A 15,089-nucleotide genomic window follows, 5' to 3' on the forward strand; every position below is an offset into this window, starting at 1 on the left:
TACGGAGACGCAGCCGTGCGAGCGATTGCCGATGAGGGCGCAAAGGCTCCAGCAGAGTCGTTTTAAACCAATCTAATACCGAGCGGGCCTTTACCTGGCTACTTCAGAGCATTCTTCTTCCCGCGCATCATCATAGATTTGGCATCGCGGTCCATGTGCCAGGCGAGCCCGCGGCGGTGCACATCCAGCCAATCGGGGATCCGGTGGTGGGTGCGCTATTCGTCACCATATCGCCGACCACCCACGCACCGGATGCGGGGGCCGCGGTATCAAAGTACGCCTTCTTCGGGAATATCGACGTCGCCATCTTCAGCCTTGCTGCCGTGCCTCCTCCCACATTGATGGTGTTTCCACTATACCAGTTCTGTAGACTGAATCCATATCTGTCAGGGCTAGACGAGAAATTCACACTAACGCCCGTGGTGCATCGAGTAATCGTGTTCTGAGCAAACAACAGGTCGCCGTGCGTAGCATCTGATATTGTTGTGCCGAATCGTACGCCTACCGCATGATCTGCAATTACATTATTAGTGAACACTCCCACCAGTGGTCGATCGCAGGTAAACCCGTACGTGCCAGCCGCCCCTTCCCCCACGCCGACGATCTCGTTGTCCGACAGGATGACGCGAGTAAATACTTCCTCGCTCCAGCCAACTGCATAAATGCCAGACGAATCCACTCCATCTCCAATTATTCTATTTCCAGTAATAATAATACTCTCTGGATTTACTGTGTCCTCTCCAGATATACAAATCTGTCTGTCGCCATTAGACCGGAACACACAGTCCTTCACAGTAAGCCGGTCGCAACGAATAAACCATGCCGCCCCACTCCTGCACTTCTCAACAACATTGCCAATCAGTATGGGTTCCGAGCCATCGTTGACCAGAATCCCGGGCACATTTGTCGTGACCAACTCGCTTTCCGCGATTCTTCGGACCAGGTTGTTTGCGATCAGGATAGAGCCGTGAGCGCCATTGATTACAATACCGCCATTTGTGCCATCACCCGGGGCAACGTCACAGCACTGATCCACGATATTTGCCTCGATAACCACCGCACCTCCACCCGTTCTGTTTGGCAGATTTGGCGAGTTCATGTATATGCCGGATTGGCCGTTGTTTGTCACTATATTGTTGGCTACAAGCGTATTCAGCGGCGGTATCAGGCCGGTAGTGTACGCGATCATAATCCCGTGTCGCGTGTGATTCTTCGAGATGTTCCCGAGAATGGAAACGCGCCCTTTAGGGTCGCCGGATGCGGCGTTAACACTAATCCCTTGAGAGTTTGGGCTTAGACAGAAATTGTTGGAAATCACTGCATTGCCACTATTCTGATACAGCAGTATATCAGTTGTCTCCCCGGCGGTTGTGCCTACTCCGTCGCTGATAACATTGCCATCTATCAACAGATACTCTGAGTTGTTTGTACAGACAATCGCCGCGCCGACATACGGCGACTGGACTTGGCCGAATGTTCGGAAGTAGCACCCGCGTATTGTGATACGACTGCTGTTGCTGACGTATACCCCTGCCGAATCAAATACATCCGTTCCGTATTCATTGCCTTCAAGGGCGAGCCGTTCAATAACAATATCATCGACCTGATCAGCAACGATCATGCTGAAGGCTGATTTGGTTTTCGTTATTACCGATGAGCGCCCCTCGCCGACCAGCCTCTGCTCGCTCTTTATGACCAGACTGTCGCTGATCATGTAGGTGCCGGGAGGAAAGTACACACCATTGAACTTGGCGAGCGCGTTGTTGATGGCAACTGTATCGTCTGTCGCACCATCGCCTGTAGCGCCGTAGTCCTTTACACTCACCGTTGTAATCGCCTGTGGCATCTGGTTTTTCCTTGTGTGGTGCTTGATGTGTAACCGCTGATTCTCTCCTTGTCAATTGTGTTGTTAGTTGGTTTTTGTGGCGGCACGGAAGTGTGGTGAATGTTGCGACCACGGCTGTTCTCTGTAAAAACTGCAAGTATGCAAATGCCGCACAGCAAGGCACTTGCGCATTTGATTTGGATGGGCGTGCTGCGTGATATTGCACATTACTGTGGGATGCGGATCCTTGTCGCGAGAGTTATCCACATTCTGGGGGCGAGCACGCTGGATCCCCGGGCGGCCTCCGGGGGGGTAGGATTGGGTCGAGGACATAATTCATGGCAAGTGATCTTGATCGTCTGTATTCCCAGTACTATTCGACCGCGCGGGAGCTCGAGTGGTATGCAATATGCGCCGAGGACAAAGCCCAGAACATCCGTGATCTGTGCAGCGCGGTGCCTCATTCCTCGATCATCGAGATCGGGGCTGGGGACGGCGCGATCCTGAACCTGCTTGACGCCCAGGGGTTTGGGGAGCGGCTGCACGCGCTCGAGATTTCGGAGTCCGGGCTGGAGGCTTTCGGCAAGAAATCCTGGCAGCGGCTTGTGGAGGTCAAACGGTTTGACGGGTATCACGCGCCGTACCCGGACGACGCGTTCGACCTTGCCATCCTGAGTCACGTCGTCGAGCACGTCGAGCACCCACGGATGCTGCTGTACGAGGCCGCGCGGATCGCCAGGCACGTCTTTGTCGAGGTGCCGCTGGAGTGTCACTCGGGCAACACCCACCTGCGGCGCGACTTTGTGCTCGACTCAACGGGCCACATCAATTTTTACAACGCTGACCTGATCCGCCTGTTGCTTCAAACATCGGGGCTGCGGGTGCTCGACCAGAAGGTCTCGATCCAGTCGCCGAAGGTGTACGCGTTTGCAAGCGGGGCAAAGGGACGCGTGCGGCACGCCATCAAGAGCACGCTGCTCCGCCTGGCCCCACGGCTGGCCCAGAGGCGGTTCACCTATCACTGCTCGGTGGTGTGCGCTAGGGCAACGGAAGGGATGGGCGCCAAACCCGTGTCGGGCTGAGCGGCCCGCAGATTCGTTACCGCTCCTGCGCTGCACCCGAACTCTGGAGAGCGGCTTCGCCGATGGGCGAGGCCGCCGCGGTGGACATCGCGCGGGCCCAATGCTCAAGTACGAGGATCTTCTGCAGCGCATCGCGCCAGGGGCTGAAGCGGCCCCGCGGGCGAACCAGACGGGCCATCACTTCGGCCCTCATCGCTCCGCAACCGACGAGGTAGCCGTCGGCAAGGTCCGGCGCGTACTTTGTCTGGAGCGCTGCGCCCCACTCCTGCCAGGGGGGAGCGAAGCCGCGCTTACGGCGGTTGCGCACGAACTCGGGCACGACATCGGAGATGGCGTCCTTGAACCAGGTCTTGGGGGGCATCTGATGGTCGGGGTGTGCCTTTCGAAGGCCGATGACGGTCTCGACGAGGCGGTAGTCGACGAGGGGGAGGCGCAGTTCGACGGAGTTGGCCATCGCCAGGCGGTCCCCCTGGGCCATGCCGTTCTCGAGCATGTACCCCTCGCTGATCAGTTTGGTCATCGCGACGCCCAGGCCGGCAAAGCCGCCACCGAGCCATGGACGCGGGAGCGTGAAGAAGTCGGCGGGGTTGTGCGCGATGGCCCGCTCACCGAAGCGCGGCGTGTAGAGGCGCGGCGCGGTATAGGCGCCGGCCTGCCAGGTCTTGTGGACGTTGAAGAAGACGAGCTGCTCGGGCGGCGAGCCGCGGTCGGGCATGAGACGCCCCCATCCCTGCACGGCGCCGGCCATGGAGTAGGCATAATCGACGAGGTGGTTACGGGTGCCGCCCTTGGGCAGGAGAGACTTGAGGAGCGAGGGGTCGCCGCAGCCGCTGCTGCCTCCGACAAGGCCGGCCTTCTGGGCCGAGGCGAGCATGGCGGCGTTGACCCAGGGGTAGCCGCGGAAGAGTTCGTCGCCACCCTGGCCCTGGAGGAGGACGGGGACGCCGTGGGCGCGGGCCTCTCGCGAGACGGCCCAGTAGCCGTGGCCGGCGAGGTCGTCGATGGGGTCGTCGCGCATGCCGCAGAGGCTGGGGAAGGTGTCGACGACCTCGTCGACGTCGACCTCGATCTCGTGGATGGGGAGGCGGAGGTGGTCGGCGAGTTCGCGGGCCATGCCGCGCTCGTCCTGGCGCGGGCGGCCCTTGTAGCCGACGGTGAAGGCATGCATGGTGCCGGGGTACTTGGCCGCGGCGAGGGCGGCGATGGCGCTGGAATCAAGCCCGCCGCTGAGGGCGACGCCGACGGGGACATCGGAGCGGATGATCAGTTCGCTGATGTGGTTGAGCTGCTCGCGGATGAGCGAGCCGGGGGTATGGCCGTCGCGGAGTTCGATCGGGGGCGCATCCTCCATGCGCCAGTAGCAGCGCTGCTCGACGCGCCAGGGATCGGTGTCCACGATCAGCATGTGGCCGGCGGGGAGTTTGCGGACGCCGGCGACGGCGGTGCGCGGCTCGGGGACCCACTGGAAGTGCATGAAGTCGTGCACGCCCGCGGGATCGAGTCCGAAGGGGATGAGACCGCCGCTGAGCAGCGACTTCATCTCGGAGGCGAAGTGGATCTCGCGGGCCCCGCCGGGGGCGGTGCGCTCGTGCAGATAGACCGGCTTCTCGCCCATGCGGTCGCGGACGATGACGAGGCGCTTGCGGCGGGAATCCCACAGGGCGATGGCGTACATGCCGCGGAGGTGGTGGACGAAGTCGAGGCCGTGCTCCTCGTAGAGGTGCAGGACGGTCTCGCAGTCGCTCTTGGTGCGGAACTGGTGGCCGCGGGCCTCGAGGGCGGTTCGCAGTTCGACGAAGTTGTAGACCTCGCCGTTGGCGACCAGGGCGAGGGACTCGTCCTCGTTGTAGAGGGGCTGCCAGCCGCCGGTGAGATCGATGATCGCGAGGCGCCGCATCGCGAGGCGGACCGGGCCGGCGGCGAAGGCGCCGTCGCCGTCTGGGCCGCGGTGGGTCATGGTGCCGGTCATGGCGCGCACCGCGGCCTCGGACCGGGGCGAGATGCCCGCCGACGACACAATCCCACAGATCCCGCACATGCGCGACCGCTCCTCCCCCCGCCCCTCTCCCCTCCGCCCACGAGAAGACCCCTGGAAGGGAATCCTTATCGGCTCGATGGCTCCGGGCCTGTCGCGAGGCACAATGATTCGGTTATCAAACGGCCACCAGACGAGCGGATACGCCGGGCTGTTCGGCGGTGGCGGACCTATGTTGGTCTGGAGGCCTGATGACCATCCCCGGCACGCCCGATCCTTCGCCCGCGCTCGCGGCGGTCCTGCGGGCCGTGGGCGCGGCGTGCGCGGTGTGCCGGCAGCTCCAGGCGACACTGGACCTTTCGCTCCCGATTGTGAAACGAGATGGGACGCCGGTGACCGCGGCGGACATGGCGACGCAGGGGCTGTTGCTGCACCTTCTCGGACCTGTGATCGGGCCGACGCCGGTGCTCGCCGAGGAATCGTCGGCGCCGCTGCGCGAGGCGAGCGCGGCGAGACACCTGGGGCTGGCACTCGAGGCGCTCGAGCCGTTCTGGCCGGGGGTAACGGCGGGGGCGTTGTTCGAGGCGATCGACCGGGCTGGGGTGTGGGCTGGGGGTGCCCCGCCGCGGACGTACTGGACGCTGGACCCGATCGATGGCACGCGGGGGTTTCTGCGGGGCCAGCAGTTCGCGATCTGCCTGGCGCAGGTGCACGAGGGTCGCGCGGTGCTGAGTGCGCTGGGGTGCCCGAACCTGGCGCCGGTGCTTGGGGTCGATGCGAACTCGGTGGATGGGCACGGGCAGGTGTTCGGCGCGGTTCTGGGGGAACAGCCAGCGGCGGTGGTGTTGCCAGCGGATGAGCCGGAGGCGTTGCCGCGAGCGGTGCGGGCGGCCGTGGATTGGCCGGAACATCGGCCGCTGGTGCTGGTGACGTCGCGGAACCTCTCGGAAGCAGGGCTGGGGCGGATCGAGCGGGTGATCGCGGCGATGGGGAGGCCGGCGCGGCTGGTGAGGATCGACAGCCAGTGCAAGTACGCGGTGGTGGCGCGGGGGGAAGCGGATGGGTTTCTGCGCATTCCGGGGCATCCGGACACGCGGTATCACGTGTGGGACCATGCGCCGGGGGCGGCGCTGGCGACGGCGGCGGGGTGCATCACGACGGATGTGCGGGGGCGGGAACTGGACCTGACGACGGGGGCGATGCTGACCGCGAACCTGGGGATCGTGTCTGCGGCGCCGTGGCTGCATGGCGACCTTGTGCGTGCGATCGAGCGGGCTGGGGTGGCGCCGGGGTAGCGCGAGGGACCGGAAACCGGGGGTGCGCGGCAATCTCGGCTGATACTGTCTCACGGCACGAACCCGGCGGACCGAACACGAATAAACTGGCGGCGAGTACCTGGGGGCCAGGGGTTTTCCCTGGGCAATCGGAGAGCACGGCGTGAAGGTCCTCACAACGGGCGGGTCGGGGTTCATCGGGCGGTACTTCGTGGAGTCCATGCTCGCGCAGGGGGACGAGGTGGTGATCCTCGACCTGGTGCGGCCGGAGTGGGACATCGGAAGGGCGGAGTTTGTCGCGGGCGACATCCGGGACCCGGCGGCGGTGCGCGCGGCGATGGGCGGGTGCGACGCGGTGCTGCACCTGGCGGCGGCGCACCACGACTTCGGGATCGAGGAGGGGACGTACTACAGCGTGAACGAGGATGGGGCGCGGGTGATCTGCGACGAGGCGGACGCGGCGGGGGTGAAGAACATCTGCTTCTACTCGACGGTGGCGGTGTTCGGCGATGCGCCCGAGCCGCACCACGAGGACTCGCCCAAGCACCCGGTGTCGCCGTACGGCGGGTCGAAACTGGCGGGGGAGGCGGTGTTCGCGGAGTGGGCGGCGAAGGGGGGCTCGCGCCGGTGCCTGGTGATCCGGCCGACGGTGACGTTCGGGCCGCGGAACTTCGCGAACATGTACTCGCTGATTCGGCAGATCCACTCTGGGCGGTTCCTGGACGTCGGTGACGGGACGAACGTGAAGAGCCTTTCGTACGTCGAGAACATCGTGGATGCGACGCTGTGGGTGTGGCGGCGGGAGGCGGCGTCGGCGTTCGAGATCTACAACTACATCGACAAGCCGGACCTGAGCGCGGCGCAGATCAGCGCGACGATCTCGAGGGCGCTGGGGCGCAAGCCGTCGAAACTCCGGGTGCCGCTGGGGCTGGCGTGCCTGCTGGCGCTGCCGTTTGACGTGGTGATCAAGCTGACGGGCAAGAACCTGCCGGTGTCGAGCGCGCGGATCCGCAAGTTGTGCACGCAGACCAAGTTCGAGGCGGACAAGATCATGAGGGCGGGGTACAAGGCCAAAGTGCCGCTGAGCGAGGGGATCGAGCAGATGGTGAAGTGGTACCTGGCGGAGGGGCAGAGGCAGCAGGCGGTGTGGCACGTGCCGCCGGCGCAGGTCCGTCGCGCGGGGGCGGGCGAGCCGCCGGCGCGTCAGGCCGTGGCGGCGACGGGCGAGGCGTAAGAGAGACGGGGCAGGAGACTCAGGCGACGCGGGCGGGGGCCGGTTGGGCCTGCGCCAGCGAGGCGTCGAGCACGTGGGCGACCGTGGTCCACTCGAAGTCGCGCAGCAACGCATCGAAGCGCGAGCCGCAGCGATCGAGGTTGACGTAGTGGCGGAAGGCGTGGGAGCGCTTCATGCCGGTGAGGCGGGGCTGTCCGGCGTCGATCTCCCAGGGGTGGATGTAGAAGACGTAGGGCTTGCCCGAGGCGAGGATCCGGCGGACGCCGGCGCGGAAGAGGCCATAGGGGATCAGGCGGAAGTACCCGCCGCCGCCCCAAGGGACGCCCTTGCCCGCGAGGTTGAGGCAGGAGACGCAGACCTCGTGGAACCCGGGGCGGAGTTCCTGGATCGGCACACCGGCGTGAATACCGGAGAGTTTACCGTAGCGGTCGTGGGCGACGACGGGGAACGAGGAGGAGTCGTACTCGAATCCCTGCTCCTGGAGGATGTCGATGGCCCAGTCGGTGATGGAGAAACTCGGGGCGCGGTAGCCGCGGATTTGGGCGCCGGTGAGGTCCTGGAGGGCCTTGGTGGAGCGGTCGATGTCGGCGCGGAACGCGTCGTGGGAGATGGAGTAGATGAGTTCGTGGCCGTAGCCGTGGGAGGCGATCTCGTGCCCGGCCTGGGCGATGCGGCGGACGAGCGCGGGGGCCTTGTCGGCGACCCACCCGAGGATGAAGCAGGTGGCCTTGATGCCGCGGTCGGCCATGGACTGGAGCATGCGGTCGGTGTTGGCCTCGACGCGGAGTTCTCGCTGGTCCCAGGAGTCGCGGGCGACGACGGACTTGAGGTTCTCGACCTGGAACCAGTCCTCGACGTCGATGGACATCGCGGCGAGGGGTCGGGGTGGCGTGGGGGCGGGGGTCATGCCGTAGGGGAATCGTACGAGCGGCTAGATGAGGCGGTGGCCCCGCTCGCGCAGGCGGCGGACGTCCTCGGGCTTGGGGAAGGAGAAGTAGCCGACGCCGTCCATGTTGACGGGGGTGCGGGTGGCGGCGCCGTCCTGGATCTGCGAGAGGACGCGGATCATCAGCCGGGCGCCCTCGCGCTTGGTCTCGGTGATGACGCGGTCGAGGGTGTCGCGTTCGCGGATGGCGAACTCGAGGGTGCCCAGCACGGCGCCGGCGTCGAGCTTGGGGACCATCTCGTGGACGGTGACGGTGGCGTGGGATTCGCCGTGGAGCATCTGCCAGAAGTTGGGCATCATGCCGCGGTACTTGGGGAGGCGGCCGGAGTGGATGTTGACGCAGCCCAGGCGTGCGGAGGCGAGGATGTCCTTGCGGAAGATCTCGGGCGCGGCGACGGAGACGATGACGTCGGGCTTCATGGAGCGGACGCGCTCGATGTAGGCGGCGTCGTTGACGGACGAGGAGGGGGCCATGTCGAGCATGGGGATGCCGGTGCAGCGCGCGAGCGAGCCGATCGACCGGCCCGAGAGTTTCGCCGCGGCGAAGCGGGCGAGCATGCGGGCGAAGCCGGCGGGGCCGTAGAAGCGGAGGATGCGCCGGGCGGTCTTGATCTTGCTCTCGTGGAACGCGGCGTCGATGGTGATGCCGATGATCTCGAAGCGGTCGCGCGGGAACTCCGCGAAGAAGACCTCGAAGAAGCGGATGACGTAGAGCGGGTCGTCCTCGGTGACGAACAGGACGCGGAGCCTTGGTGCGGGCGAGTCGCTCATGGTCGCTTCCCGCCGTTTCGGGCCGCGAGTTCGAGGATTTCGGCGTAGCGGGCGACGGAGACCTGGCGGGTGTACTTGCGTTCGAACAGGGCACGGGCCTTGAGGCCCTGGCGGTTCATGCGGTCCTTCTCACGCATCATGGAGCGGATGCCCTCGGCGAGCCCGGCGGCGTCGCCGACCGGGTGCCACTGACCGACGTCCTCGCCGACCACCTCGCGCTGGAGGTCCGATCCGTCCTCGGAGATGGCGAGGATGGGGCGGCCGACGGCAAGAGCGGAATAGAGCTTCGAGGGGTAGCTGATGCCCTCGATTCCCTTGGCGATGGTGACCAGGGAGGTGTCGCAGGCGGTGAGGGAGTCGGGGAGTTCGCTGCTGGGGACGTAGGGGAGCAGCATGGTGTTGGTAAGGCCGCGCTTCTTGATCTGCTCGCCGAGCCAGGCCTTCTTGCCGCCGGCGCCGATGAAGACGAGGCGGAAGTTCTCGTCCTTGAGCAGGGCGGCGGCGCCCAGGAGCGTCTCGTACTCGTAGTAGAGCCCGAGGTTGCCCGAGTAGAGCGCGACGAAGGGATCGACGAGGTTGTGCTTCATGGCGAAGCGGCTCTCGGCCTTGGGTTTGGACTTGAGCTGGTCGCCGTCGGCCCAGTTGGAGACCTCGTGCACGCGGGCCGGGTCGGCGCCATAGGTCTCGACCACGAGGCGCTTGGAGGCGGGGCAGATGACGATCGTCTCGGTGGCGCGCCGATAGGCGACCTTGTTCATCCAGTGCCACACCCGCTCGATGAGCCCGCCTTTGCTGATCTTGCCGACCCAGACGGCCAGTTGCGGGTAGGAGTCCTGCAGCACGAGGACGTAGCGGTGGCGGCGCAGCAGCGAGACCATCGCGCTGACGCCGACGATGAACGGGGGGTTCATCACGTACATGTAGACGGTGTCGCGCCGGGAGGTGAACAGCATTTTGAGAAAGAGCTGGGCCAGGTAGGTGCCGGAGTTGAGGGCGCGGCCGATGAGGCGGTCCTTGGACTTGCGCGTGGTGAGCATTCGCGTCACCTTGACGCCGTCGCGGATCTCCTTCAGAGGGGCGGGCTGCCAGGTCTCGGGCGGGCCGTAGCTCGGGCGGGTGCTGATCACCTCGACCTCGAAGCCGTTCTTGACCAGGTCCGAGCCCAGGTCGTGCAGCAACTGCCCCGTAGAGGCCACATCGGGCACGTAGAACTGGTGCATGATGACCACGCGCGGGGGGCGGCCGGTGGTGGCTCCGTGGGCAGACGCGGTTCCTGCTTCCGACATGATCGCTCCGGCGTTTCGGGGGCGGGGGGCGGAAGTATATCGGCACGTGGGGGCCGCCCCTCGGACCCCTTACGCGCCCGGGTCGCGGAGATTCGTTCTAGGACCCGAACCCGCCGGTTCAGGGCACGGTACCTTCCTCACCCCGCACACGGTCAACACCCGATTGATCCATCGACGCCATGCCCCGCCCGCTCGACGCGATTACCGACTCATGGACCGGCCCCCGCCCCACGGTGTCGGTGGTCATCCTCACGCTCAACGAGGAGATCAACATCGCGGACTGCCTGGCCTCCTGCGCCTGGTCGGACGATGTGCACGTGCTCGACTCGGGCTCGACGGACAGGACGGCGGAGATCGCGCGGTCCCGCGGCGTGCCGGTGAGCGTGCACGCCTTCGAGTCCTTTGGGGCGCAGCGCAACTGGGCGATCGATCACATCCCGCTCAGGCACGACTGGGTGTTCCATCTTGATGCGGACGAGCGATTCACGGCGCCGCTTGTCGAGGAGATGCAGCGGGTCGTCGCGGCCGGCCCCGTGCACGCGGGGTACTACGTCGCCAACCAGATGATCTTCATGGGCGAGTGGATCCGGCGGGCCCAGGGGTACCCGAACTACCAGATGCGGCTGTTCCACAAGGCCCGCGTCCGCTTCGAGGACCACGGGCACGGTCAGCGCGAGACGCCGGGCGCCTCGATCGGGACGCTCGGGGCGCCGTACCTCCACCACAACTTCTCGAAGGGGCTTGATGACTGGTTCGCGCGGCACAACCGGTACAGCACGCTCGAGGCCCTCGAGATCCTCCGGCGCGAGGGCGAGCCACTGGGTCTGTCGGGCCTGCTCTCGCGCGATCGCACGGCGCGGCGACGGGTGCTGAAGCGACTCGCCGCGGGCGTGCCCTGTCGGCCCACGCTGCGGCGGCTGCACATGCTGCTGGTGCAGGGGGCGATCCTCGATGGACGTGCCGGACGGGCGTATGCGTCGCTCATCGGCACATACGAGCGGATGATCGCGGCGAAGGTGCTCTCGCTCCGGGCCGAGCGGGACCGTGCGGGCCGGGCGTAGCGATTACCGGGCGGCCCCTGCGGCGGCGGGCGCGACCAGGTGCTGCAGCCCCTCCTCGAAACCGACGACCGGCTCGTAGGCCAGCATGTCGCGGGCGAGCGAGATGTCGGCGACTGAGTCTCGCACATCACCGGCCCGCGGCGGGGCGAACACGGGGTCGGCCTTGACGCCCATGAGCTGCGACATGACCTCGAGCACGGTGAGCAGCGTGGTGCGATGGCCGGTGCCGATGTTGAAGATCTCGCCGCGGAGCTCGCGGGGGGACGCGGCGGCGAGGAGGTTGGCGAGCACGATGTTGGCGACGGGGATGAAATCGCGCGTCTGGAGGCCGTCGCCGAAGATGATCGGCCGTGCGCCTCGGGAGAGGGCGCTGAAGAACGCGGAGATCGCCGCGGCGTACCCGGAGTTTGGGCTCTGGCGCGGGCCGAAGACGTTGAAGTAGCGAAGGCTCGCGGTGCTGAGGCCGTAGCTGTGCGCGAAGGCACGGAGCAACTGCTCTCCGGCGACCTTGCTCGCCGCGTATGGGGACCTGCAGTCGGGGGCGTGTCGCTCGGAACTGGGGAGTGTGGGGGTATCGCCGTACGCGGCGGCCGAGGCGGCGAAGACGACGCGTTTCACGCCGGCGTCGCGGGCGGCCAGGAGCACGCGGTGCGTCCCCTCGATGTTCACCTTCCGGCACTGTTCCGGCTGCTCGACGCTGAGCGGCACACTGACCATTGCGGCCTCGTGGAAGACCACGGCGCAGCCGGCGATGGCGCTGGCTAGGAGCGAGTCATCGAGGATGGAACCGGCGAAGAGATCGATCGGAGCCCCAGCGAGGTTATCGGACGACCCTGTCGAAAGATCGTCGATCACCGAGACCTTCGCCCCGAGGTCGGCCATCGTGCGAGCCAGGTGGCTGCCGATGAACCCTGCACCGCCGGTCACGAGGACGCGGCGGCCCGCGTAGAACGGCCGCATGGCGTTCAGTTGAGGTAGCACGCCGGAGCGTAGCCGCGACACGGCGTGGGATCGCCTTCCTTGGACACTGAACGGCCCCACCGGACCCTTCGTACCATGCCAACCGTGAGCGCCACGCTGCTTGAAGATCTGAGATCGAGGATCGATTCCCAAGCCGCGCGCGTAGCGGTGCTCGGACTTGGGTACGTAGGGCTGCCGATCCTCGCCGCGTTCCACGACGCCGGGTACCCGGTTCTTGGGTTCGACACGGACCCGGGGAAGATCTCTCAACTCAAGGCGGGGCGGAACTACCTGCCGCACCTAGGGCCGGGCCTGGCGCAGCGGCTCGCCGCGAGCGCGCGGTTTGAGGCAACGAGCGATGCGGCGGCGCTGGCGAGGGCGGACGTGTTTCTGATCTGCGTGCCGACGCCGCTCGGGCCGCATCAGGAGCCGGACCTCTCATTTGTGCTGGAGACCGCGCGGGCGATCGGCGCGAATCTCCCGGCCGGCCGGGCGTCGCTGGTGGTGCTCGAGTCCAGCACCTATCCCGGGACGACGCGCGACGAGTTGGCGCCGGCGATTCTGAGCGCCGCGGACAACGGCCGGGGCACCCCCCCACCCTCCCCCCCGCTCCCCGCTGGCTCACCGGCCTCTACGGGTTCCGCCGCGCGGCCCGTGCTGGGGGAGACCCTCTTCGTCGCCTTCTCGCCCGAGCGCGAGGACCCGGGGAGCACGACTTACACGACGCGGACGATCCCGAAGCTTGTCGGAGGGCTCGACGGGGCGTCGCGTGATCTCGCCGCGGCGCTGTACAGCGCGGCGGTGGAGATGGTGGTGCCGGTGTCGAGCGCGGAGGTGGCCGAGTCGGCGAAGTTGCTGGAGAACATCTACCGCGCCGTGAACATCGCGCTGGCGAACGAGATGAAGACGGTGCTCGATGGCCTGGGGATTGATGTGTGGGAGGTGATCGAGGCGGCGTCGACCAAGCCCTTCGGCTTCATGCCCTTCTACCCCGGCCCGGGCCTAGGGGGGCACTGCATCCCGGTGGACCCGTTCTACCTTTCCTGGAAGGCGCGCGAAGCGGGGATCCCTGCGCGGTTCATCGAACTGGCGGGCGAGATCAACCACGCGATGCCGGGGTATGTCGTCGCGCGTGTCAGCCGGGCCCTCAACGCCAGCGGGAGGGCGGTCAAGGGCGCGCGGGTGCTGGTGATGGGACTGGCGTACAAGCCCGACGTGGCGGATGTTCGCGAGTCGCCGTCGTTCGAGTTGATCGAGCTGCTGCTGGACCTGGGCGCGCTGGTGTCGTACGCCGACCCCTTCGTGAAGCGGACGCCGCCGATGCGGCGGTGGCGGATCGACCTGGAGGCCGTGGAGCCCGATGCGGCAACGCTCGCGACGCAGGACTGCGTGCTGATCTCCACCGCGCACTCGTCGTTCGACTACGCCGCGATCGCCAGGCACGCCCGCCTGGTGGTGGACACGCGCAACGCGATGCGCCCGCACGCCGCCGAAATGGGCGATCGCCTGGTCAGGGCGTGACGGTGTTCCGCCGCCTCTCCCGCGTCGGCTCGCTCGCCGCCTCGGCGCTGTCGCTCGCGGTTACCGCGGCGTGGATCGCCGGGCGCGTGGCGACAGACCGGTGGCTGCTCACGCAACTGGTCTTCTGGGTGCCGTCGCTGTGGATGCTCGGCGCGGCGGCGGTCCTCGCCGGGGTGGCGCTGCTTGCAGCGCGGCTCGGGCGGGAGCCGCGGCGGGAGGCGATCCGGCGGGAGCGCGGACGGCTTGGCTTGCGCGCGGCGCGGATTGCGCTGGGCGCGGCGATGATCTGCATCGTGGCGCTGGGCGCCGGGTCCTGGAGGCTGTGGCGGTGGGCGTGGCCGCCGGCGGCGCCGCCGCCAGAGCGAACGTTCACGATGCTGCACTGGAACCTCAGTGCCGTCAGCAAGGACTTCGACGCCGGCGTGCTCGCGGACCTTCCCGGCGCCGGCCGCGCGGACCTGCTGCTGCTGACGAGCGTGGTGGACCCGCTACGTCTTGGCGAGGCGGTCGAACGGCTCGATCCGGCGTACCGCTTCTCGCGGATCGGCCCTTTCAACGTGGCCAGCCGCGTGGAGGTGCGGGACACCCGGCTGATCTCGCTGAAGCTGCCCACGGCGGACGCGATCCTGAGCGGCGAGACCTCGTCCGACGCGCCGCCGAAGCCGCGGGGACGGAGGCAGAAGTTCTACAACGAGTTGATGCGATCGATCGGCGTGCGGATGCGGCCGGTGGACACGACGTACCCCGGATACCTGCTGTCGTTCACGGCGGACACCACGGCGACGCTGGGGCGGCCGATCACCGTGTGGTTCATCGACCTGCCGTCGAGCCCGCTGGCCCCGCGGTACGCGATCGCGGAGATCGCGGCGAGGGCGATCGCGGAGCTGCCGGGCCCGCCGGACGTGCTGGTCGGCGACTTCAACATCCCGCGCGGCTCGGCGTCGTTGTCGCTGCTGTCGAGCGGGATGAGGCACGCGTACGACGACGCGGCGTACGGGCCGTTCGCCTCGTGGCCGCGGGCGGACCCGCTGTTCCAGATCGATCACGTCTTCCTCGGCCCGGGGCTACGGGCGGTCGAGTACGACTTGGTGGACCCGGGGGTATCGGAGCACTGGGCGCAGGAGATTGTCGTCGCGGATCAGGCCGGGAGGTGA

At 66.8% G+C, this 15,089-nt stretch carries 12 protein-coding genes; 6 read left to right on the forward strand and 6 right to left on the reverse strand.

The genetic code is table 11. From position 1 onward, the window contains the following. Positions 1-130: 130 nt before the first annotated feature. Entirely contained in the window at positions 131-1,846 is a 1,716-nt protein-coding gene (locus KF745_09215) for a right-handed parallel beta-helix repeat-containing protein (GenBank protein ID MBX3358597.1), read from the reverse strand. Positions 1,847-2,163: 317 nt separating this feature from the next. Here KF745_09215 and KF745_09220 point away from each other — a divergent pair, with 317 nt between their 5' ends. Beyond that, positions 2,164-2,907, forward strand: a complete 744-nt coding sequence (locus KF745_09220) for a class I SAM-dependent methyltransferase (GenBank protein ID MBX3358598.1) — start codon at positions 2,164-2,166, stop codon at positions 2,905-2,907. Between the two features lie 16 nt (positions 2,908-2,923). Here KF745_09220 and asnB read toward each other — a convergent pair whose 3' ends face one another. Then, complete coding sequence (asnB, locus tag KF745_09225) at positions 2,924-4,945, reverse strand: asparagine synthase (glutamine-hydrolyzing) (protein ID MBX3358599.1); 2,022 nt, start codon at positions 4,943-4,945, stop codon at positions 2,924-2,926. Positions 4,946-5,133: 188 nt separating this feature from the next. Between asnB and KF745_09230 the strand changes: the two genes are divergently transcribed. After that, positions 5,134-6,177, forward strand: coding sequence for a hypothetical protein (locus KF745_09230; protein MBX3358600.1), 1,044 nt, complete (start codon positions 5,134-5,136; stop codon positions 6,175-6,177). A 142-nt stretch (positions 6,178-6,319) separates the two neighbouring features. Beyond that, positions 6,320-7,390 (forward strand): NAD(P)-dependent oxidoreductase, encoded by a 1,071-nt coding sequence (locus tag KF745_09235; protein ID MBX3358601.1) that lies wholly within the window; start codon positions 6,320-6,322, stop codon positions 7,388-7,390. 19 nt (positions 7,391-7,409) lie between these two features. Here KF745_09235 and KF745_09240 read toward each other — a convergent pair whose 3' ends face one another. The 3 genes from KF745_09240 to KF745_09250 are packed head-to-tail and all read right to left on the reverse strand — an operon-like array spanning position 7,410 to position 10,393. After that, the gene (locus tag KF745_09240) at positions 7,410-8,297 is read right to left on the reverse strand and encodes a DUF3473 domain-containing protein (GenBank protein ID MBX3358602.1); all 888 of its coding nucleotides are present in this window, start codon (positions 8,295-8,297) and stop codon (positions 7,410-7,412) included. Positions 8,298-8,321: 24 nt separating this feature from the next. Continuing rightward, entirely contained in the window at positions 8,322-9,107 is a 786-nt protein-coding gene (locus tag KF745_09245; protein MBX3358603.1) for a hypothetical protein, read from the reverse strand. Continuing rightward, positions 9,104-10,393 carry a glycosyltransferase family 4 protein gene (locus tag KF745_09250; protein MBX3358604.1) on the reverse strand — a complete coding sequence of 430 codons (1,290 nt, stop codon included), beginning with the start codon at positions 10,391-10,393 and terminating at the stop codon, positions 9,104-9,106. The genes KF745_09245 and KF745_09250 overlap by 4 nt, the downstream gene beginning before the upstream one ends. A gap of 179 nt (positions 10,394-10,572) precedes the next feature. Here KF745_09250 and KF745_09255 point away from each other — a divergent pair, with 179 nt between their 5' ends. Next, entirely contained in the window at positions 10,573-11,454 is an 882-nt protein-coding gene (locus KF745_09255; protein MBX3358605.1) for a glycosyltransferase family 2 protein, read from the forward strand. Between the two features lie 3 nt (positions 11,455-11,457). Here the strand turns inward: KF745_09255 and KF745_09260 are convergent, their stop codons facing one another. Next, positions 11,458-12,435, reverse strand: a complete 978-nt coding sequence (locus KF745_09260; GenBank protein ID MBX3358606.1) for an NAD-dependent epimerase/dehydratase family protein — start codon at positions 12,433-12,435, stop codon at positions 11,458-11,460. A gap of 75 nt (positions 12,436-12,510) precedes the next feature. On the opposite strand from KF745_09260, the gene KF745_09265 reads away from it, so the two are divergent. Next, positions 12,511-13,935: a nucleotide sugar dehydrogenase gene (locus tag KF745_09265; GenBank protein ID MBX3358607.1), complete on the forward strand. Its 1,425-nt coding sequence runs from the start codon at positions 12,511-12,513 to the stop codon at positions 13,933-13,935. Beyond that, entirely contained in the window at positions 13,932-15,089 is a 1,158-nt protein-coding gene (locus tag KF745_09270; protein MBX3358608.1) for a hypothetical protein, read from the forward strand. The genes KF745_09265 and KF745_09270 overlap by 4 nt, the downstream gene beginning before the upstream one ends.

This window comes from Phycisphaeraceae bacterium (genome assembly GCA_019636655.1).
Classification (GTDB): Bacteria; Planctomycetota; Phycisphaerae; order Phycisphaerales; family UBA1924; genus JAHBXB01.